Here is a 19,616-nt window from a genome sequence, read left to right as displayed (position 1 = left end):
GTCATCCGGCTATTAAAGGGCATCCCGGGGCGCCGGGCACAGAAACCCGTCAGGTCTAATGAGGGCAGGTCTTACGAGAAGGTGACGTAACGTCCGGGATACGGTGCGCCGCGCGTAGCTTGAGGAAGGTGAACCCAGCCCCTCCTACCGGACGCGTCCTGGTGGTCGATGACGATCCCACGGTGGCCGAGGTCGTCGCCCGGTACCTGGTGCGGGACGGCCACGAGGTGCGGTGCGTCGCCGACGGCCTGGAGGCGCTGCGCAGCGCCCGGGCGCACCCGCCCGACCTCGTCGTCCTGGACCTCATGCTGCCCGGAATGGACGGGCTGGAGGTGTGCCGCAGGCTCCGCGAGTCCTCGGCCGTCCCGGTCGTGATGCTGACCGCCCTGGGCGCGGAGACCGACCGGCTGGTCGGGCTGGAGACCGGCGCGGACGACTACGTGACCAAGCCGTTCAGCCCGCGGGAGCTCGCGTTGCGCGTCCGCTCGGTCCTGCGCCGGGCCCGCGGCTCCCTGGTGCCCGCGCCGCCCGCCCGTCCACTGCGGGACGGGGACCTGCTGGTGGACGTCCAGGCGCACGAGGCGACGGTCGGCGGCGAGCCGCTGGCGCTGACCGCGCGGGAGTTCGACCTGCTGGTCTTCCTGCTGCGCCACCCGCGCCAGGCGTTCACCCGCGACGAGCTGCTGGACCGCGTGTGGGGCTGGTCGTTCGGCGACTCCTCGACGGTCACCGTCCATGTGCGGCGCCTCCGCGAGAAGATCGAGCGGGACCCGGCCGCGCCGCGCCGCCTGGTCACCGTGTGGGGCGTCGGCTACCGGTACGAGCCGGCGGACGGCGGTGAGGAGGCGTGATGCTGCCCTTCCAGGACCTGCTCTACGTGGCCTTCTACGCGGCGCTGGCCGCGCTGGTCGTCGCGGCGGGCGGGCTTGGGCTGCTCCACGCGCTGCGCGGGCGTTCCGTCGCGGTCCAGCTCGCGATCGTGGGCGCCGCCACCGTGCTGGCCACCACGTCCGGAATCGCGGTGATCTCCGCGATGATGGTGCTGAACGACCACGACCGCGCGGTGGTGCAGGCGGTCGTCACCGCCTCGGGACTGGTGGCCATGGCGGTGTCGGTGCTGCTGGGCCGCCGGCTGGTGGCGGCGAACCGCACCCTCGTGGACGCCGTGCGCGCGGACCGTTTCCGCGTCCCGCCCACCCGGCTGCCCGCCGAGCTGGCCGAGCTGTCACGGGAGCTGGAGGCCGCGTACGAGCGCCTGGCGGAGGCGCACCGGCGCGAGCAGGCGCTGGAGGCCAGCCGCCGGGAGCTGGTCGCCTGGGTCAGCCACGATCTCCGTACACCGCTGGCGGGGCTGCGCGCCATGGCCGAGGCCCTGGAGGACGAGGTGGTGGCCGACGCCGGGACCGTCCGCCGCTACCACGGCCGTATCCGCGCCGAGGTGGACCGGCTCGCCGAGATGGTGGACGACCTCTTCGAGCTGTCCCGCATCCACGCGGGGGCGCTGCGGCTGTCACGGCGGCGCGTCGGCCTGGGCGACCTGGTCGCCGACGCGGTCGCCGGCACGGAGGCCCTGGCCCGCGCCAAGGGCGTCCGGCTCCACGGTGATGTCAGCGACGGCCTCCCCGTACAGGTCGACTCCGCGGAGCTGGGCCGCGCCCTGCGCAACCTGGTGGTGAACGCGATCCGGCACACGCCGAGCGACGGAACCGTCGAGATCACCGGCGAGGTCCGCGGCGGCGAGGCCCGGGTGACGGTCGCCGACGCCTGCGGGGGCATCCCCGAGGAGGACCTGCCCCGCGTCTTCGACGTCGCCTTCCGTGGCGAGACCGCCCGCACCCCCGGCGGCGGCGCCGGTCTCGGCCTGGCGATCGCCCGCGGCATCGTCGAGGCCCACGCCGGTCAGATAGGCGTGACCAACGCCGATCAAGGCTGCCGCTTCACCGTCCGCCTCCCCCTCACCTTGACCCCGGCGGGCCGGCCGTCGCCGTAGGGGTGGGGCTGTGGCTCTGCCGGTAGGTGCGGGTGGCGATGATGAGCAGGATGGCGATCGCCGCGATGTCGATCGGGACGCCGGTGACGTCGCCCAGGCGCGACGGTCCTGGAAGTGTGGCCATGAGGAACAGGAACGTCGACTTGGTCGCGATGGCGGTGACGGCGGCCGGGATCCGCAGGGACGGGTGGAAGGCGGCCCAGACCAGGGCGGCTCCCAGAGCGGCCTGGAGGATGCCGCGGTGCTGGAGCAGCGCCAGGACCATGGGATCCGACGGGACGTCCAGTCCCGCGTAGGTGCTGAGCGTCTCGGGCCGGACGAGCACCATCGCGGGGGTCGCGGTGACGACCCCGAGGATCACGAGCGTGGCGCGGACGGCCCTCTCGGTACCCGTTGTTCTCATGGCACCGACCCAAGCAAGATCGAGGTCGCGACGCATCGCTCCTTCGAGGGAGTGGCCTCGCTCTTGAGAGTGGCCTGTCCGCCGGCGCCGGTCAGCGGGTCAGCGGGTCAGGGTCTCGCTGATGACGCGCAGGGTGGGGCAGGGCCAGCGGCCCATGCAGGTGCGGCAGCGGCGGATCCGGTAGGCGGGGTCGCTGCTGAGGCCGCCCGACTCCTGGGGACGGTGCAGGTCGAGCAGCCGGATCCCGAGGTCGGCGAGCGCGGCCACCTCGTCCCTGGCGCCCGCCAGGAACGCCAGGTCCTCACGCGACAGCCGGGTGTGGACCGGGACGTACCCGGCACGGTTCACCAGCCGCGACAGGTACTGCGTGGTCTCCCGCCACGAGGTGGACTTCACCGAGCGTGCCCGGATCTCCTCCAGCCGTTCCCGCAGCCGCGCCTCAGGCGACTCGGCGTAAGGATCGGTAGTCGGATCGGTTTCCATGTCCGGCCATCCCCCCATGCATGACCAACCGGGCCGGACCCTGACCGGGTCGCACCGCCGTCTGCCCTGCTCAACTCCCTGCTCATCTCCCTGCTCAGCCTCCCTCAGTCGGGGCCGGCACGAGGGGCGTTCGCGCAGATCGGCCACCCGCGGCCCGGGACGTGGCACCGCCGCGGACGCGCCGGAAATCGGACGTACCGGGTATCGCACAACGACTCGCCCGGCGGATGGCGTCCGCGCCACACGGGACTCCGGCCGCTCTCTGGCCCCCGCGCCGTTCGACCGATAGTGTGCCGACGTGGAGCTCAATGTCTCGACCGCGTCTCAGGGAGGTCACGCCGTCGTCACGGCGACCGGTGAGCTGGACCTGTACACCGCGCCGAAGTTGCAGTCGGCGCTGGCGACGCTCCTGCGCGACCAGGCCGACCGCATCGTCGTCGACATGAGCGGGATCGAATTCTGCGACTCGACCGGCGTGAACGTCCTGCTGGCCGCGATGAAGCGGATCAAGGAGCGGAACGGCACACTGGAGCTGGCCGCGCCGCGACCCGCCGTGCGGCGCGTCTTGCAGGTCACCGGCCTCGACACGGTCTTCACCGTGGTGGACGTGGCGCCCGCGCTGGACGCCGGCTGACGACGCGCCCGGCGTCGGCCCCGCCCGCTCGTTTCGCCTGGACGGGTCCCGGCGGGCCACTACGATCGCCCCTATGCAGGATGTAGCGGTGATCATCCCGGCCAAGGACGAGGCCGACCGCATCGCGGCGACCGTCAGGGCGGCGCTGGCGCTGCCCGGGGCCGGGCTGGTCGTGGTGGTGGACGACGGGTCCGCCGACGGCACCCGGCGGGTGGCCGCCGAGGCCGGGGCCAGGGTCGTCCGCCACACCCGCAACCGCGGCAAGGGGGCCGCGATGGAGAGCGGGGCGGAGGCGGTGCGGCTGCTCGACGCCGGCCGTGACACCCCGTTCCACCTGCTGTTCCTCGACGCCGACCTGGGCGAGACCGCGCGCGAGGCGGCGCCGCTGATCGAACCGGTCCGCGCGGGCGCCGCGGACATGACCATCGCCACGTTCGCCAGTACGGTCAAGCTCGGCGGGCACGGCTTCGTCGTCCGGCTGTCCCGGGAGGGCATCCGGAGGGCGACCGGCTGGGAGGCCACCCAGCCGCTGAACGGGCAGCGCTGCCTGACCCGCGCCGCGTTCGAGGCGGCGCTCCCCCTCGCCCCGGGGTTCGGCGTGGAGACCGCGCTCACCATCGACCTGCTGCTGAAGGGCTTCCGGGTGACGGAGGTGGAGGTGCCGCTGGCGCACCGGGCCACCGGCACCGACTGGCGCGCGCAGGTGCACCGCGCCAAGCAGTTCCGGGACGTGGCGCGGGCGCTGGCCGTACGCGAGCCCGCCTTGGCCGCGGGGCTGTCCCGCTTCCGGACCCGCCGGCCGTGACGACGGCCCGCCCAGACCAGGAGCGCGTCATCCCGGAGAACGCGGAGCCTCACCCTTCCCCACGCTGCGGCCTTCGCCGTACCGGAGCGGGACGATGGTGGGCCGGGCTCGACGCGGGGAGGGCGGGCACCGCCGGGCTCTGGTCGATCGGGGTCAGTCTCGGCTGCTTCCTGCTGACCGCTCTCCTGGGCACGTCGGCCATGTCGCCCGCGCTGCGCGGCGAGCCGGGGCAGCCCCCGTACGCGCTCGACGCCGGCGCCTCCCCCTACCTGGTCATCGGCCTGGTCGTCGTCGGGATCCTCACGGGCACCGGCGGGCTCGCGCTGTGCTTCACCGCGGTGGGACGGGGCTGGCGGTGCCGCGCGACGCCGCTGGTGGCCGCCGGGCTCCTGGCCGCCGCCGCGTTCGCGTTCCTGCCCCCGATCGGCTCCAGCGACCATCTCAACTACGCCGCGTACGGGCGGATGGCGGTGCTGGGCCACGACCCGTACGCGACCAGCGCCGCCGACCTGTCCGGCGACCCGGTGGTCGGCGCGGTGGAGGAGTGGCGGCGGGCCCCCTCGGTGTACGGGCCGCTGGCCACGGCGCAGGAGGCGCTGGCGTCCCGGATCGGCGGCGAGTCGGTGCGGCTCACGGTCTTCGTGATGTCGCTGATCAACACGCTGGCGTTCGCGCTGACCGCGGCCGTCCTGTACCGGACGTCCCGCACGCCCGAGCGGCGGCTGCGCACGGCGCTGATGTGGACCTGCAACCCGCTCCTGCTCTTCCACCTGGTGGCGGGCGCGCACAACGACACCCTCGCCATCGCCCCGATGGTCGCCGCGCTGGCGATCTTCACGGGACGCGGCGGGAGCAGCGCGCCCAGGGCGCTGGCGTCGGGCGCGCTGGCCGGGGCGGCGATGGCGATCAAGCTTCCTGCGGCGCTGGTCGGCGGCGGCCCGGCCTGGGCGCTCCTGCGCCGCCTGCGCACGTCCAGGGGCGGTTTCGCGCTGTGGCGCCCGGCCGCGCTCCTCACCGGGGCGGGGCTGGCCGCGGCCACGCTGTTCGCGCTGGCGGGCCCGCACGCCTTCGACCAGCTCGGCAGGGCGTCGAACTCGGTGTCGCTGGCCACGCCCTGGCATCTGTTCGACATGCTGACCGGGCGCGGCGGCCACCGCACCGTCATCAAGATCGGCGCGCTGGTGCTGCTGCTCGTCCTGCTGTGGCTGCTGGCCCGCGCCCTGCCCAGGGACACCGCCCGCGACACCGCCGGGGACGAGCGCGAGGAGAGCCGCCGGATCGCGGCGGCGCTCGTGCTGGCCTGGCTGTTCTCCGCGCCGTACGTGCTGCCCTGGTACGACGGGTTCGCGTGGGCGGCGCTGGCGCTGCTGCCGTGGTCGCGGTTCGACCGGCTGCTGCTGGCCCACACCGGCGCGCTCAGCCTGGCCTACCTGCCCGCCCGCGACCCCAAGCTGATCGGCCTTCCGGACACCCTGGAATGGCTGGTCACCGTGCTGCGGCCGTGGATCATCCCGGTGCTGACGACGGCGATTCTGATCGCGCTGGTGAAGGCGTGCCGTCCGGGTCGGGCGGACGGTCGCGCTCCAGCGCCCGCACGCTCGCGGCGAGCATCAGCGGGGTCGCCAGGCTGAGCGCCACCGACAGGATCACCACGCCCGAGTCGTTCACCAGCGTCCCCGCGACCCCCATGGTCAGCGCGGACAGCAGCGCGGGTCGCATGGTGGCGCTGCGCTCGTACGCCCGTTCCAGCAGCGGCGTGCGCGCCTTGATCGGGCGGATCAGCGCGAAGAACAGGAACCCGACCGCGCCGGCCAGCGGGATGATGAACGGCCAGTACCCGAGGCTGCGCAGCATGGCCTGGAACTTGCGGGTGACGGTGTCCCAGGCGTCGCCGCTCTCCAGGTCCAGCCAGAAGCGCCCCAGGTGCGTGGGGTTGGCGCTGCGCGCGTTCACGTACGAGATCAGCAGCACCAGCACGACCCCGGCCACGCAGAACAGCGCCAGCCGCACCACCGAGACCCGCTTGCCCGCCACCATCAGCCCGAGCACGGCGAACGCGGGGACCATCGCCAGGACGCCGCCGAAGTCGCTGCCCCAGGCGGGCAGGCCGTCCACCGCCACCGCCACGACGCCGATCGCCGCGACGATGCCGACCGCGGCCCTCTTGCGCCCGGCGCGCAGCGGGTACTCGGCGAGCCACGCCGCGGTCAGGATGGCGGCGACCGCGAACAGCGAGAACGCCTGGTTGCCGAACCCGTAGAAGCGGCCCGCGACCAGCGCCGAGTAGCCCATCAGCGCGTTGAGCTGGAGTCCCGAGCCGGTCATCACGTCCACCGCGAGCACCAGCGCCGTCACCCCGGTGATCACCAGTCCGGGCGTGGTCACCGAGCGCCGCCACGGACCGGCCACCGCCACGCCCGCGACCAGCCCGGCGAAGCCGACGACCGCGCAGACCAGGGTGGGCACCGGATGCGCGGACCGCCACCAGGGCAGCAGCCCGGCCAGGATCGAGGCGACCGGCGCCGCCCCGCCGACCAGCGCGACGATCCGCGTGCCCGCCAGGATCCTGGCGCGGCTGCGCGGGGTGTTCCACCGGCGCCTGCGCAGCGCGAGCGCCGCCAGCCCGTACAGGAGCAGTTGCGCCCCGCCGAGCACCCAGAAGAACACGCCCTGGATCCCGCGGATCGCCTGCGCGGCGACGTCGGCGTCCTCCAGCGACTCGACCCGTTCGAGGGTGTCCATCCGGGTCGGCCGCGCCCGCCACGGCGACCCGATCGCGTGCTCCGGCTGCCGAACGCCGATGGCCTTGAACGCGGTCGCGGTCACATCGGTCAGCGTGACCATCCCGGGCTGCCGGGTCGCGGCGGAGGTCAGGAGACCCGGCCCCAGGCCATCGCCGCCCACGGTCCGCGCCGCCGCGAGCCGCAGGTGAGGGGTCACGCCGATGTCGGACAGCCCCGCCACCAGCACCGTCGTCCCGTCCGGCACCGCGTTCACGACCTGGGCGACGCGGCGGTCGGCCGCGCTCACGGCGGCCCGGCGGTCCGTCGGTGTCACCGGCACCTGCTCGCCCCGGGCGTCCACCCCGGCGTTCACGAAGACGCGGAAGACGTCGTCCACGTCCACGGCCGCCACCGGGCAGCGCGTCCAGTCCCGCGGTGTCACCTTGTCGATGGACGGGACGTAGCGGTCGACCCGTCCCCAGCGGTCGGCCAGCCCGAACACCGCGCCGGGCCCGACCGCCAGGGTGCAGCCTCCGGCGGCGCGGACGGCGTCGCCGAGCAGCCCGGTCTGGGCGTGGTACTGGCCGCGCGCGTTGTCGTTCCTGATCTCCGTCCAGCCGGGGGCGGTCGCGCCCTCAGCGGGCGGCGGCGCGTCGCCCGGCCCCGCCCCGGGAGCCGAGCCGGGCAGGACGGGGGACGCGGGAAGCACGCAGTCGCCGTGGGGGAGCCGGGCGCGCTGGCCCGCCGACACGGTCAGCCAGCCGTCGGTGGGACAGGTGTTGACCTTGGTGGTCCGGACGCTGAGGGCCCCGGCCGCGCCCTGCCCCGCCAGCCGCCACAGCGCGGGGGTGGTGCGCTCGTCCACGTCCCGCCACATCAGGCCGGGCACCCCGATGATCACCACGCGCGCGGTGGGGGCCGCCGCCGCGGGGGCCACGGATCCGGTGGTGGGAGGCGGCGGCGCCGCCACGTACAACCTCGTCATCAGCGAGACCAGTGTGGCGAAGAGCATACCCACCGCGAGCCCCCTCACCATGGCGTCCAGGCTACAAGGAGCCCACAGCGCCTCGCCCAGCGTTCCCGATCAGCGTCCACGGGTGGGCCGGACGGCCGTAGGGGGCGTCCCTTTGCGCCAGGATGGGGTCATGCGTGCAGGCAAGGAAGGCGCCGCTTCGCCCGGCCGGAGGGTTGAGCCGGTGGCCTGGGTGGCGGCGGTCGCCATCCTGGCGGCGACGCTGACGCCGATCCTGGTGTGGTGGCTGACCAACCCGCCGGACCAGCGGATGGTCGACCTGGAGGTGTACCGGGACGGTGGCCGGGCCATCCTGCGCGGCGCCCCCCTGTACGAGGTGCTCACCCAGCCGCCCCAGCTGCTCCCCTTCACCTACCCGCCCTTCGCGTCGCTGCTCGCGGTGCCGTTCACGGTGATTTCGTGGAGGGCGGCGCAGTGGCTGTGGATGGCGTTGCTGTACGTCTCGCTGGCCGTGGCGGTCTGGTACGCGTTCCGTCCGCTGATCCGGCGGGCCGGGCGGTGGGCGCCGGTCATGACGGCCACGCTGATCGGGGCCGCGGCCTGGCTGATGCCCGTGTTCGACCAGGCCAGGTTCGGGCAGGTCGGGGTGTTCCTGATGGCCATGTGCCTGGCCGACTGCGTCCCCGAGCGCACCTACTGGCCGCGCGGGATGCTGGTCGGGCTGGCCGTCGCGATCAAGCTGGTGCCCGGGGTGTTCCTGGTCCACTTCCTGATCACCGGGCGCCGGGACGCGCTCGGCAACGCCGTCCTGACCGCGGGCGCGGCCACGCTGGCCGGGTTCGCGATGCTGCCGTACGACTCGGTGGACTTCTGGTTCGGCGCGCTGCTGGAGGGCGGCGACCGCACCGGCGCGGTGAACGGGACGACCAACCAGGCGATCAACGGGATGGTCTCGCGGCTGTACCTCCCCGACCCGGCCGGCACGCTGCTGTGGCTGGTCCTCGCGGCGATCATGGCCTATGCAGGGTTCCGGCTGGCCCGGCGCGCCACCCTGCTCGGCGACGAGCTGGTCCGGTCCCGCCCCGCCACGGCCCGGCCGGACGATCGCCTGGGCGACGCCTACACGCTCCGCCTGACCGCCATCGCGATCGTGGGCCTGCTGTCGGTGCTGCTCTCTCCCGTCGGCTGGATCCACCACCTGGTGTGGATGGTCCCGGTCCTCGGCGCCTTGATGGGCGACGGAACGGACGCCGCGAGGAGGCGGATCGCGCTCGGCGTGTGGGTGGCGTTCCTGTTCCCGCTCCCGTGGTGGGGGGCCAAGCTGATCAGCCTCCAGCAGGGTCTGGTCACCAAGATCCCCGGCAAGATCGTCCAGGACGCGTTCGGGCTCGCCGCCGTCGGCATGGTCGCCCTCCTCGGCGGCTGGCTGGTCGACCGGCTGGTCAGCAAGGCCGCCGATCGGGCGGATGCTTCGCGGCGCTCCGCCGGTGTCGATACCCTCAGCGTGTGATGTTTGTCGCGGTGGCCGTCGCCGGGTTCGTCGCCGGGGTGGCCGGTCTGTCCATCGCGGTGGTCGCGCACAATCGGGTGAACCAGGTCGTCGCGGAGTGCTCGGAGACGCTCCGCCGCCAACTGCAACTGGCCGGTGGGACGGCCGACACCCAGGCGCTGCGCGACCTCGCCATCGTGCACTACGACGCGCTCAAGGAGATGTCGGGCCACCGGTCCTTCTCGCTCGCCGTGCTGAACGCCCACGGCGACGGGGTCGTGGTCAGTTCGATCAACGGCCGTACCGAGACCCGCACCTACGCCAAGGCCGTGCGGCGGGGGTACGCCGTCGACTCCCTCTCCCCGGAGGAGAACCAGGCCCTGCGCGCCGCGAGGCTCGGCAAGGGACCCGTGGTCACCATGGACGACCCCCTCCCCGACTTCGGCGACCGCACCGCCCCCGCGGCCCCCTAGGCTCGGGCTCGGGGGGTGCCGGGTCCGTTCAACGTGCGCACGCCCCGTAAACTCGAACCTCTCATCTCCATTCCTGCCTCACACCCGCCTGCGTGCCTGGCGCGCGGACGGAGGAGTAGACGTACATGTCTCAGCGATACGCGTATCTCGGGCCGCAGGGCACGTTCACGGAGGCCGCGCTGAACTCGGTCCCGGACTCGCACGGCGCGGAGCGGATCCCGTTCGCCACCGTCCCTGCGGCGCTGGACGCGCTGCGGCGCGGTGACGTCGACGCGGCCGTCGTGGCGCTGGAGAACTCCGTGGAGGGGTCCGTTCCGACCACGCTGGACGAGCTGGCCCTGGGAGAGCCGCTCCAGATCGTCGGCGAGGTGCATCTGCCGGTCTCGTTCGCGCTGCTGGTCCGCCCCGGAACCGACTTCGCGGACATCAAGACCGTCGCGTCCCATCCGCACGCGCAGCCGCAGTGCCGCCGCTGGCTGGCCGAGCACGTCCCGGACGCCGAGTGGCGCGCGGCGACCTCCAACGCCGAGGCGGCCCAGCACGTGGCCGACGGGCACTACGACGCCGCCCTGGCCGGCTCCTTCGCCGCCGCCCGCTACGGCCTGTCGGTCCTGGCCGAGGACATCCACGACGTGGCCGACGCGGTCACCCGTTTCGTCACCCTCCGCCGCCCCTGCCCGCCCCCGGAGCCGACCGGCATGGACCGGACGACCGTCGTCGCGTTCATCGGCGAGGACCACCCTGGCGCGCTGCTGGAGATCCTGAACGAGTTCGCGATCCGCGGCATCAACCTGACGCTGATCCAGTCCCGCCCCACGGGCGCGGGCCTCGGCTCGTACCTGTTCTGGATGGACTTCGAGGGCCATGTCGCCGACGCCAGGGTCGGCGAGGCGCTGATGGGCCTGCGCCGGGTCTGCGCCGACGTCCGCTTCCTGGGCTCGTACGCGCGGGCGGACCGGGTGCGCCCCGAGGTCCGGCGAGGCACCCACGACAACGACTTCACCGAGGCCGCCGCCTGGCTGGAGTCCGTCCGCACCGGCCGCACCCCTGACGCACCGCCGGAGGCGCGCGTACGCTCCGTTCCGTGACGTCCTTCGACGAATACGAGCGCGAGCTGTGGGCGGGACGCGCCCCCGCGTATGAGCGCGGGTTCATGCAGTTGACCGCGTACACCGTCAAGCCCCTGCTCGACGCGGCGAAGGTGGGCGGCGGGACCAAGGTGCTGGACGTGGGCACGGGTCCCGGCGTGGTGGCGGGCGAGGCGGTGCGCCGTGGCGCCGAGGTGACCGCGGTGGACGCCGACCCCGGGATGGCCGAGACGGCGGCGCGCAACGTCCCCGGGCTGGACGTGCGGGTCGCCGTGCTGCCCGTCCTCCCGTTCGCGGACGAGGGCTTCGACGCGGTCGTGGGCAACTTCGTGATCAACCATGTGGGGGAGCCCGCCCGCGCGCTGGCGGAGCTGCGGCGGGTGCTGCGTCCCGGCGGGCGGCTGGCGCTGACCTGCTGGGAGATGCCCGGCAGCGGCGCCCTGTCCGTCGTCCGGGACGCGGTCGACCAGGTCGGCGTCCCGTGGCCGGACGACATCCCGGTGAGCCCCTTCATGGAGTACGGCCGCCGCGACGCGTTCGAGCGGCTGGTCCGCGAGTCCGGCTTTCCCGACGCCGTCACCGAACCCGTGTCCTGGCGGCACGTCACCGACCCCGAGGAGTGGTGGCGGACCGGCGCGCTGGCCAAGGTCGGCAGCAACGGCGTGATCGTGTCCCGGCAGGACGAGGCCACGGTCGCCCGCATCAAGGCCGCCTACGACCGGATCATGGCGGGGTACGCGGTGGACGGCGGCCGGGTCTCCCTCCCGGCCCACGCCCTGCTGACCCACGCGACCCGCTGAGCCCGGGCGGGCGGCGCGCGATACTCGGACGCGGGGCGGGTCCGGCAGCGGTAGCCTCGGGTCTGTGATTGACCTGCGAGCTCTTCGAGAGGATCCCGAGCGGCTGCGCGCGTCCCAGCGCGCCCGCGGCGAGGACGAGTCCGTCGTCGGCACCCTGCTGGACCTGGACGAGCGGCGCCGTTCCGCGCTGTCGTCGTTCGAGCGGCTGCGGTCGGAGCAGAAGAGTTTCGGCAAGTCGGTGTCCAGGGCGTCGGGCGAGGAGCGGCAGGCGCTGCTGGCCCGCGCGAAGGAGCTGGCCCAGCAGGTCAAGGACGCCGAGGCCGAGGCCGACCGGCTGGGCGCCGAGCTCGACGCGCTGCTCAGGACCGTCCCCAACCTCATCGAGGACGACACCCCGCCCGGCGGCGAGCAGGACTACGTCGTCCTGGAGCACGTCGGCGAGCCGCCCGCCTTCGACTTCGAGCCCAAGGACCACCTGGAGCTGGGTGAGGCCCTCGGCGCGATCGACATGGAGCGCGGCGCAAAGGTGTCCGGCGCCCGGTTCTTCTACCTCACCGGCATCGGGGCGCGGCTCCAGCTCGCCCTGCTCAACCTGGCCATGGAGCAGGCGATCGAGGCCGGGTTCACGCCGATGTACCCGCCGGTCCTGGTGAAGCCGGACGCCATGGAGGGCACCGGGTTCCTCGGCGCGCACGCCGCCGAGGTCTACAACCTGCCCGCCGACGACCTCTACCTGGTGGGGACGTCCGAGGTGCCGCTGGCCGCGTACCACATGAACGAGATCCTTCCCGACCTGCCGCGCCGGTACGTCGCCTGGTCGTCCTGCTTCCGGCGGGAGGCCGGCTCGTACGGCAAGGACACCCGCGGCATCATCCGGGTGCACCAGTTCGACAAGGTCGAGATGTTCTCCTACTGCGACCCCGCCGACTCCCACGCCGAGCACCTGCGGCTGCTGGAGTGGGAGAAGGAGATGCTGGCCAAGGTCGAGCTGCCGTACCGGATCATCGACGTGGCGGCGGGCGACCTGGGCGCCAGCGCGGCCCGCAAGTACGACTGCGAGGCGTGGGTGCCCACGCAGAACACCTACCGCGAGGTCACCTCCACCTCGAACTGCACCGAGTTCCAGTCGCGCAGGCTCGCCGTCCGCTACCGCGACGACAACGGCAGGAACCAGCCGGTCGCCACCCTCAACGGCACCCTGGCCACCACCCGCTGGATCGTCGCCATCCTGGAGAACCACCAGCAGGCGGACGGCTCGGTCCGGGTCCCCAAGGCCCTCCAGAAGCACCTGGGCCTGGAGGTCCTCGAACCGGTCAAGCGCTGATCGCCCTCGCGGCCTCCGGCTCGGGGGTGCGGGTGGTCCGTCCTGGCAGATCGCTTATGGTGTGTTCCAGCCGCCCCCTCCCCCTGCCGCTCGCGCGGCCGGGAAAGCCCTGATGCGGCGGAACAGGAAGGTGACATGTCGGACTCCGCCGGTCGGCCTCGGCTGATCGCCACCGATCTGGACGGGACGATCGTGCGCTCCGACGGCACGGTGTCCGCCCGTACGGTGGCGGCACTCGGCCGGGTGGAACGCGCCGGGGCCACGCTCGTCATGGTCACCGGGCGGCCGCCCCGCTGGATGGCGGAGGTCGCCGCGGCGGTCGGTCACCGGGGCGTCGCCATCTGCGCGAACGGCGCGGTGCTGTACGACCTGCACACCGAGCGCGTGCTCCGCTCGCACATGATCGAGCCGGAGGTGATCGCGCAGGTCGTGGAGCGGCTGCGCGAGGCCGTTCCCGACCTGCGGTTCGCCGTGGAGTACCCGACCGGGTTCGTCTTCGAGGCCAGCTACAACCTCGGCACCTGGGACGCCGACGCCCTCGGCGGGCGCCCGGTCGACGGCGAGACGTTGGTCAGCCGGGGCGGCACCAAGCTGCTGGCCTTCCACCCCGGCACCGACACCGACTCGCTGGCCGAACGGGCGATCAAGGCGGTGGGCGACCTGGTCACGGTCACTCACTCGTCCGGTCCGCTGGAGATGAGCGCGCCCGGCATCACCAAGGCCAGCGCGCTGGCCGAGTTCTGCGCCGAGCACGGCATCTCCCCCGAGGAGGTCGTCGCCTTCGGGGACATGCCCAACGACCTGCCGATGCTGACGTGGGCCGGCACGTCGTACGCGGTGGCGAACGCGCACCCGGACGTGCTCGCCACCGTCACCCACACGACGGCCGGCAACGACGAGGACGGCGTCGCCCAAGTCCTCGAACGCCTCTACCCCGCGGCCCAGGACGAGGCCCCCTCCTAGGGGCCCTTCCTGGGGCGCCTACAGGTAGGGGCCGGAGGAGCGGCGCCCCGGGCCCTCGTCCTCGCCGCCCTGACCGCCGGGCGGGACCATCCCGGCCGGAAGCGCACGCCGCATCTGCTCAAGCTGGGCACGCGCCGCCATCTGCTGGGCGAACAGCGTGGTCTGGATGCCGTGGAACAACCCCTCAAGCCATCCGACGAGCTGGGCCTGGGCGACCCGCAGCTCCGCCTCGCTCGGCACCTGGCCCTCGACGAACGGCAGCGACAGCCGCTCCAGCTCCTCGACCAGCTCCGGCGCCAGACCGTCCTCCAGTTCCTTGATGGACGACTGGTGGATCTCCTTCAACCGGGCCCGGCTCGCCTCGTCCAGCGGGGCGGCCTTCACCTCGTCCAGAAGCTGGCGGATCATGCCGCCGATCCGCATCACCTTGGCCGGCTGCTCCACCATCTCGGTGACCGACTTCTCCCCGGTGGCGCTCTCCCCGCTCGCCTCCACCGCGATCCCGTTCGGACCGACCACCAGGACCTGCGGCTCCTGCTCCGACTCCGGCTTGGCCTCCGGATTGGTCGGATCGTTTCGCGAAGGCTGGTTCATGATCTCCCGGTCTCCTGTCCTACACGCTCAGCAGAATCTTCCCGATATGGACGCTGTCCTCAAGCACCCGGTGCGCCTTGGCGGCCTCGGCCATGGGGATCGTCCGGTCGACGACGGGGCGCACGGCGCCCGACTCGACCAGCGGCCACACGTTCTCGCGCACCGACGCCACGATCGCCGCCTTCTCTTCCAGCGGACGCGCGCGCAGCGACGTGGCGTGCACCGCCGCCCTCTTGCCCAGCAGCAGCCCCAGGTCGAGCTCGGCACGCGTCCCGCCCTGCAAGCCGATCACCACCAGGCGCCCGCCGGCCGCCAGGGAACGGACGTTGCGCTCCAGATACTTGGCGCCCATGTTGTCAAGGATGACGTCGTACGGTCCGCTCTCGGTGAAGTCCTCTTCGCGGTAGTTGATCGCCACGTCCGCTCCGAGCGCGCGGCAGCGCTCCGCCTTCTCCGCGCTGCCGACCGTGCACACCACCCGCGCCCCCCGCGCCTTGGCCAACTGGATGGCCGCGGTGCCGATGCCACTGCCGCCGCCGTGTACGAGGAAGGTCTCCCCCTCTTCGAGCCGCGCCAACATGAAGACGTTCGACCACACCGTGCAAACGACCTCGGGAAGCCCGGCCGCCTCGGCGAGGCTCACCCCGCGCGGCACGGGGAGCACCTGGCCCGCGGGCACCGCGACCCGCTCGGCGTAGCCGCCCCCGCCCAGCAGCGCGCACACCTCGTCACCGGCGCTCCACCCCGTCACGCCGTCGCCGAGCGCCACGACACGTCCGGACACCTCAAGGCCCGGGTACGGGGGAGCACCCGGCGGCGGGGGATACAAGCCCCTCCGCTGCATGACGTCCGCCCGGTTGACCGCGCTCGCCACGACCTCGATCACGACCTCGCCCGGCGCCGGCTCCGGATCGGCCACCTCCTTCCACTCCAGGACGTCGGGGTCGCCCGGTTCACGAATGACGATCGCACGCATACTCATCACGCTACCGGGCGGCCCGCGCCGCCACCGCCTTGGAACGGGCTTGGAAGAGAAGGGACCACCGGCGACCATAGGGATATTCCGGACGGCGTTCCGGATCTTCGTGATGGACGCGCCGATTCGACGCACCGGTATCCTGCCGATGGGCCAATACGTACCCGCCTTGTACCGATCCTTGAAGGCGTGGCACGAGGGGAGAGACGGTGGCGAGGAACGATCACGACGGACGTTCCCTGGAGGAGCGCCTGGCGTCACTGGACGCGATGAACAGCGAGGCCACCAAGCCCTCCGCTGCCCCGCCCGCGCCCGCCGCCGAACCCGCCCCGTCCTCGGACGACCGCCCGGGACCGGACGAGGACGCCACCATCGTCGGCCGGCCCGACGCCGAAAAGGAGCCCGCTCAGGCCGAGCCCGAGAGCCGTCCCGAGCCTGCGGACAACCCCTGGCTGGCGCCCCCACCCTTCCAGAACCCCCCGTCCGGCGAGGGGTTCGGCCCGCCACCGCAAAGCTTCGGCCCCCCACCGGGCAGCTTCGCGGCCCCACCCCCGCCTCCTCCACCACCGGTCCCGCCGACTCCTCAGGCAGAGCAGACCCCTCCGCCCGTGGACGACCCGGCCGCCCAGGGGCCGCTGCCACCACCCCCGGGCTTCCCCCCGGCCTACAACAACGTCAACACCCCGCCGCCCTACACCCCGCTGCCGTCGTTCGACGCCGACCCCCCGGCTCCGCAGGCGCCCCACGACACCGGGCCCATCCCCCTCCAGCAGCCTTCCGAGGGCGGCATGCTGCCGCCTCCGTACGCCACCGGCTACCCACAGCAGGAAGCCGGACCCGCGCCGAACCAGGGGGAGGCGCAGCAGCCCGCCAACGGCCAGCCCGCGCCGCCGCTGGAACAACTGCCGCCGTACCCGCCCGGGCAGTTCGGCCCACCTGAAGGCGGCGCCCCGCAGTACCCGTACGCCGGTGGGGCACCCCAGTACAACCCCCAGCCTCACCCTGGCTACGGGCCACCACCCCCTGGCTACGCGGGCCCTGCCGCGTACCAGCAAGGCCCCTACCAGGGAATGCCCGCGCAGGGCGCGCCTCCGCAGGGCTACCCGCAGCAGCAGCCCCCGCCGCCGGAGTCCTCCGAAAGCCTCAGCTCCGAGAACCTCCTCGGCGAACGCCGCATCGCTCCCTCCTCCGGCTGGCGCCGCGCCGTCTACAAGGCCACGGGCGGCAGCGTCCACCCCGGCGAGTCACAGGCCGAGCTGCGCCGCAAGGACCTGATCGCCCGCGTCCGCCAGCCGGTGGTCAACGGGCACCACCGGGTCGCGGTCATGTCGCTGAAGGGAGGCGTCGGCAAGACCACCACCACGACCGGCCTCGGCTCCATGCTGGCCTCCCTGCGCGGCGACCGGGTCATCGCCGTGGACGCCAACCCCGACCGCGGCACCCTCTCCGACAAGGTGAAGCTGGAGACCGCCGCCACCGTACGAGACCTGCTCAACAACCGCGACAAGATCCACCGGTACGCGGACCTGCGGGCCTTCACGTCCCAGAACAGCGCCCGCCTGGAAGTGCTCGCCTCCGACCGCGACCCCGCCGTCAGCGAGGCGTTCAGCGCCGAGGACTACTCCGCGGTCGCCGTGATCCTGGAGCAGTACTACTCGATCTGCATCACCGACTGCGGCACCGGCCTGCTGCATTCCGCGATGGCCGGCGTCCTGGCGCTGGCCGACCAGCTCGTCCTGGTCAGCTCGCCCTCGGTGGACGGCGCCCGCTCCGCCAGCGCCACCCTCGACTGGCTGGAGGCCCACAACCACGGCCACCTCGTCCGCAACGGCGTCGTCGTGCTGTCGATGGTCCGGCACCGCACGCGCAGCCAGGTCGACCTCGACAAACTCCAAGCCCACTTCGAGAGCCGCTGCCGTGCCGTCGTCCGCATCCCGTACGACGACCACCTCGAAGAAGGCGCCGAGATCGAACTGGAGGCACTGGCCACGTCCACCCGCGAGGCGTACCTCAACCTCGCCGCGGTCATCGGCGACGGCCTGGGCTACTCCCGCCCCACCTGACCGGACGAACCCGCTCCCTCCGCGTCCGATGGCAGCCCGTCCTTCTCCCGCCCAAGCGGGCCGCCCATCAACCGCTGATGAAGCCCGCCCCGCCCCTCCAGCCAGAAAAATCCCAACCCTCAAACGACCGCCCCACAACTCCTTCGTGCTGCGCGGTCAACTGATGAGTGCCGTCGCACGTCTCCGTCATAAGTGCCGGCCCTACGGGGAGGGGCTCCCGTGTCCCGTTCCGTTCCCATCCTGGCCATCCTCACCATGGCCATGACGCTGCTGCTCGGCGGGTGCGATAGCTTACGATCGAGCTACTCGGTGTGCCGGGATGGAACCTGCCGTGTGGTCGTCTCCAAACCCGGTGAGACCATCGAAGTGAAGAACCACCGGCTCACGGTGATCAAGTACCACAGCGACGGTCTGTTCATCCAGGTAGACGGATCCCCCACGGTCATACTCCCCGACCAATCCACCACACGCGTCGGCGCCATCACGATCACGGTCATCAGCATCGAAGACGTCGGGGACGTCATATTCGACGTCACATAACGCGACGCACACAAGGCTCTGAGTGATCAGTGAGGTGATCTCAGCGACTTGAACTGGAAAGAGTGTCGTCGGCTGTCGTGAACGGGATGGGCGGGGAGATAGGAATCTTCGCCTGAAACAGACGTGGAGCCTCCGGTAGAAGGCGAGGTGTCGAATCTTCCCCGTCCCACCGAATGGCTCCACGTGATCGTCTATCGTGCCATCCTCGACGTCTCCGAACATCCGTTCACCGCCTCGTCCGGCTGCTGGATCAGGAACGGCGGCGCCGCCGAACCTGCCGCAGTACCCGGGCGCTGAGCTGCCGCCGGCAGGCGATCCTGGTGCCGCGCTGAGCCGAGATCGGTCGCCGACATCACCGCCGCCCGGCGCCACGTCCTACCGCAACTGCGCTCCGCCACCGGCCAGGACCTGATGGCGTTGGCCGATGCCGGATACGACGGAGCCGACGCCAGGATCCGCCTTCCGATCAAGCCGCCGCACACCGTTCCCCGGGAGTGCTTCAGCTTCGACAACCAGGCCTACAACCTGCTGCAACGCGGCATCGGCGAACGCACCATGGCCGTACTGACCGGGCGCTGGCGCGTCCTACGCCGCCGATGGGCCCTGCCAACTCCTCATACGCCTTCTCCAAGCTGGCCAAGCTTGGGCACTGGCCTCACCGTGAGCTGCGGCATTCGGGTGCTTCGCACTGGCGTTAGCATCCGCACCGCTCCGGAGGGTGCGCCCGCGCGAACGGCGAGACGGTGTGACAGACAGCTTCACGCGGGCGTGCCCTCCGGCCCGCACGGGGTTGGGGGCCGCGAGGCCCTTGCTCCGCGCTCGACCAGAATGCCTCTTCGTCCCGAACTATCGGCGATCATGGGGCACTGAGTTGCTCGAGTATTTCGATCTTGACCTGTTCTGCTGCAGCAAGGTACCCGTTGAACGCTTCAGGGATCTGCTCAGCCAACGCCCGGTAGATCATGATGACTTCCTCTACGACCGTGGCTGCTTCGGTGAGTTCCACGCCAAAGGCGTTCTGGATGCCAGCAGTAGTCAAGAGCGACAACGCGAGGTCGGGCAGGTAGGCGGCGGGTTCGGCCTCGGACAGTCGGCGGTAGATGTCCACGGCCTCGCGCGCCGGCTCCAGCGCGGCCTGTTCGTCATCCACTTGCGCCAGGCGGATGGCCTGAGGTTCCCCCCGTAGCACGGACACCTGCGGTGAGGTCACTCGGTGGTGTCTGAGGGCAGGTTGAGCCCTTCGAACGTGACGGGGCTGTGCATCCCGATACTGGAATGCCGCCTGTATGGATTGT

18 protein-coding genes and 1 pseudogene are annotated in these 19,616 nt (G+C 72.4%); 13 read left to right on the top strand and 6 right to left on the bottom strand.

All coding sequences use genetic code 11. The features are described from left to right. Nucleotides 1-128: 128 nt before the first annotated feature. Both QSK21_RS23350 and QSK21_RS23345 read left to right on the top strand, forming a co-directional pair. Entirely contained in the window at nt 129-851 is a 723-nt protein-coding gene (locus tag QSK21_RS23350) for a response regulator (protein WP_285698905.1), read from the top strand. Then, a complete protein-coding gene (locus QSK21_RS23345; RefSeq protein WP_285698904.1) occupies nt 851-1,990 on the top strand; it encodes a sensor histidine kinase in 1,140 nt (379 codons plus the stop codon). Before QSK21_RS23350 ends, QSK21_RS23345 begins: the two co-directional genes overlap by 1 nt. Here the strand turns inward: QSK21_RS23345 and QSK21_RS23340 are convergent. Both QSK21_RS23340 and QSK21_RS23335 read right to left on the bottom strand, forming a co-directional pair. Then, nucleotides 1,956-2,393 carry a hypothetical protein gene (locus QSK21_RS23340; protein ID WP_285698903.1) on the bottom strand — a complete coding sequence of 146 codons (438 nt, stop codon included), beginning with the start codon at nt 2,391-2,393 and terminating at the stop codon, nt 1,956-1,958. The two genes, QSK21_RS23345 and QSK21_RS23340, sit on opposite strands and share 35 nt — an antisense overlap. 99 nt (nt 2,394-2,492) lie before the next feature. After that, nucleotides 2,493-2,876 carry a hypothetical protein gene (locus QSK21_RS23335; protein WP_285698902.1) on the bottom strand — a complete coding sequence of 128 codons (384 nt, stop codon included), beginning with the start codon at nt 2,874-2,876 and terminating at the stop codon, nt 2,493-2,495. A 298-nt stretch (nt 2,877-3,174) separates the two neighbouring features. Between QSK21_RS23335 and QSK21_RS23330 the strand changes: the two genes are divergently transcribed. The 3 genes and pseudogenes from QSK21_RS23330 to mptB form a co-directional block, all read left to right on the top strand. After that, nucleotides 3,175-3,510, top strand: coding sequence for an STAS domain-containing protein (locus tag QSK21_RS23330; protein ID WP_285698901.1), 336 nt, complete (start codon nt 3,175-3,177; stop codon nt 3,508-3,510). A gap of 73 nt (nt 3,511-3,583) precedes the next feature. After that, a complete protein-coding gene (locus QSK21_RS23325) occupies nt 3,584-4,315 on the top strand; it encodes a glycosyltransferase family 2 protein (RefSeq protein WP_285698900.1) in 732 nt (243 codons plus the stop codon). Between the two features lie 200 nt (nt 4,316-4,515). Next, nucleotides 4,516-5,256 (top strand): annotated as a pseudogene (gene mptB / locus QSK21_RS23320) (polyprenol phosphomannose-dependent alpha 1,6 mannosyltransferase MptB); the annotation flags it as partial. Nucleotides 5,257-5,821: 565 nt separating this feature from the next. Here the strand turns inward: mptB and QSK21_RS23315 are convergent. Beyond that, nucleotides 5,822-8,074 (bottom strand): hypothetical protein, encoded by a 2,253-nt coding sequence (locus QSK21_RS23315; RefSeq protein WP_285698899.1) that lies wholly within the window; start codon nt 8,072-8,074, stop codon nt 5,822-5,824. Between the two features lie 109 nt (nt 8,075-8,183). Here QSK21_RS23315 and QSK21_RS23310 point away from each other — a divergent pair, with 109 nt between their 5' ends. The 6 genes from QSK21_RS23310 (at nt 8,184) to QSK21_RS23285 (ending at nt 14,148) form a co-directional block, all read left to right on the top strand. Then, the gene (locus QSK21_RS23310; RefSeq protein ID WP_285698898.1) at nt 8,184-9,521 is read left to right on the top strand and encodes a glycosyltransferase 87 family protein; all 1,338 of its coding nucleotides are present in this window, start codon (nt 8,184-8,186) and stop codon (nt 9,519-9,521) included. Further along, nucleotides 9,521-9,973, top strand: coding sequence for a DUF4446 family protein (locus QSK21_RS23305; RefSeq protein ID WP_285699048.1), 453 nt, complete (start codon nt 9,521-9,523; stop codon nt 9,971-9,973). Before QSK21_RS23310 ends, QSK21_RS23305 begins: the two co-directional genes overlap by 1 nt. A gap of 125 nt (nt 9,974-10,098) precedes the next feature. Beyond that, a complete protein-coding gene (gene pheA, locus QSK21_RS23300) occupies nt 10,099-11,061 on the top strand; it encodes a prephenate dehydratase (RefSeq protein ID WP_285698897.1) in 963 nt (320 codons plus the stop codon). Then, on the top strand, nt 11,058-11,861 hold the full coding sequence (locus QSK21_RS23295; protein WP_285698896.1) for a class I SAM-dependent methyltransferase: 804 nt from the start codon (nt 11,058-11,060) through the stop codon (nt 11,859-11,861). The genes pheA and QSK21_RS23295 overlap by 4 nt, the downstream gene beginning before the upstream one ends. Nucleotides 11,862-11,925: 64 nt before the next feature. Further along, nucleotides 11,926-13,185, top strand: a complete 1,260-nt coding sequence (gene serS, locus QSK21_RS23290) for a serine--tRNA ligase (RefSeq protein WP_285698895.1) — start codon at nt 11,926-11,928, stop codon at nt 13,183-13,185. Between the two features lie 135 nt (nt 13,186-13,320). Next, entirely contained in the window at nt 13,321-14,148 is an 828-nt protein-coding gene (locus QSK21_RS23285) for an HAD family hydrolase (RefSeq protein ID WP_285698894.1), read from the top strand. 18 nt (nt 14,149-14,166) lie between these two features. Here the strand turns inward: QSK21_RS23285 and QSK21_RS23280 are convergent, their stop codons facing one another. Both QSK21_RS23280 and QSK21_RS23275 read right to left on the bottom strand, forming a co-directional pair. After that, nucleotides 14,167-14,742, bottom strand: a complete 576-nt coding sequence (locus QSK21_RS23280; RefSeq protein WP_285698893.1) for a bacterial proteasome activator family protein — start codon at nt 14,740-14,742, stop codon at nt 14,167-14,169. A 19-nt stretch (nt 14,743-14,761) separates the two neighbouring features. Continuing rightward, entirely contained in the window at nt 14,762-15,718 is a 957-nt protein-coding gene (locus QSK21_RS23275) for an NAD(P)H-quinone oxidoreductase (protein ID WP_285698891.1), read from the bottom strand. 209 nt (nt 15,719-15,927) lie between these two features. Between QSK21_RS23275 and QSK21_RS23270 the strand changes: the two genes are divergently transcribed. Next, on the top strand, nt 15,928-17,781 hold the full coding sequence (locus QSK21_RS23270; RefSeq protein ID WP_285698890.1) for a MinD/ParA family ATP-binding protein: 1,854 nt from the start codon (nt 15,928-15,930) through the stop codon (nt 17,779-17,781). A 261-nt stretch (nt 17,782-18,042) separates the two neighbouring features. Further along, the gene (locus tag QSK21_RS23265; RefSeq protein ID WP_285698889.1) at nt 18,043-18,321 is read left to right on the top strand and encodes a hypothetical protein; all 279 of its coding nucleotides are present in this window, start codon (nt 18,043-18,045) and stop codon (nt 18,319-18,321) included. A gap of 856 nt (nt 18,322-19,177) precedes the next feature. On the opposite strand, the gene QSK21_RS23260 is transcribed toward QSK21_RS23265, so the two are convergent. Further along, nucleotides 19,178-19,471 carry a hypothetical protein gene (locus QSK21_RS23260; RefSeq protein ID WP_285698887.1) on the bottom strand — a complete coding sequence of 98 codons (294 nt, stop codon included), beginning with the start codon at nt 19,469-19,471 and terminating at the stop codon, nt 19,178-19,180. Nucleotides 19,472-19,616: the final 145 nt, after the last annotated feature.

It is taken from the genome of Actinomadura sp. NBRC 104412, from assembly GCF_030269515.1.
Classification (GTDB): Bacteria; Actinomycetota; Actinomycetes; order Streptosporangiales; family Streptosporangiaceae; genus Spirillospora.
The sequence above is the reverse complement of the archived record's forward strand: the minus strand, read 5'-3'. Positions and strand labels throughout refer to the sequence as shown.

Excerpts from the sequence above, each read along its gene's own strand:
- QSK21_RS23345 (WP_285698904.1), top strand. The coding sequence starts at position 851 with ATGCTGCCCTTCCAGGACCTGCTCTACGTGGCCTTCTACGCGGCGCTG.
- QSK21_RS23340 (WP_285698903.1), bottom strand. The coding sequence starts at position 2,393 with ATGAGAACAACGGGTACCGAGAGGGCCGTCCGCGCCACGCTCGTGATC.
- QSK21_RS23335 (WP_285698902.1), bottom strand. The coding sequence starts at position 2,876 with ATGGAAACCGATCCGACTACCGATCCTTACGCCGAGTCGCCTGAGGCG.
- QSK21_RS23325 (WP_285698900.1), top strand. The coding sequence starts at position 3,584 with ATGCAGGATGTAGCGGTGATCATCCCGGCCAAGGACGAGGCCGACCGC.
- QSK21_RS23315 (WP_285698899.1), bottom strand. The coding sequence starts at position 8,074 with ATGGTGAGGGGGCTCGCGGTGGGTATGCTCTTCGCCACACTGGTCTCG.
- QSK21_RS23310 (WP_285698898.1), top strand. The coding sequence starts at position 8,184 with ATGCGTGCAGGCAAGGAAGGCGCCGCTTCGCCCGGCCGGAGGGTTGAG.
- QSK21_RS23305 (WP_285699048.1), top strand. The coding sequence starts at position 9,521 with ATGTTTGTCGCGGTGGCCGTCGCCGGGTTCGTCGCCGGGGTGGCCGGT.
- pheA (WP_285698897.1), top strand. The coding sequence starts at position 10,099 with ATGTCTCAGCGATACGCGTATCTCGGGCCGCAGGGCACGTTCACGGAG.
- QSK21_RS23285 (WP_285698894.1), top strand. The coding sequence starts at position 13,321 with ATGTCGGACTCCGCCGGTCGGCCTCGGCTGATCGCCACCGATCTGGAC.
- QSK21_RS23280 (WP_285698893.1), bottom strand. The coding sequence starts at position 14,742 with ATGAACCAGCCTTCGCGAAACGATCCGACCAATCCGGAGGCCAAGCCG.
- QSK21_RS23275 (WP_285698891.1), bottom strand. The coding sequence starts at position 15,718 with ATGCGTGCGATCGTCATTCGTGAACCGGGCGACCCCGACGTCCTGGAG.
- QSK21_RS23265 (WP_285698889.1), top strand. The coding sequence starts at position 18,043 with ATGACGCTGCTGCTCGGCGGGTGCGATAGCTTACGATCGAGCTACTCG.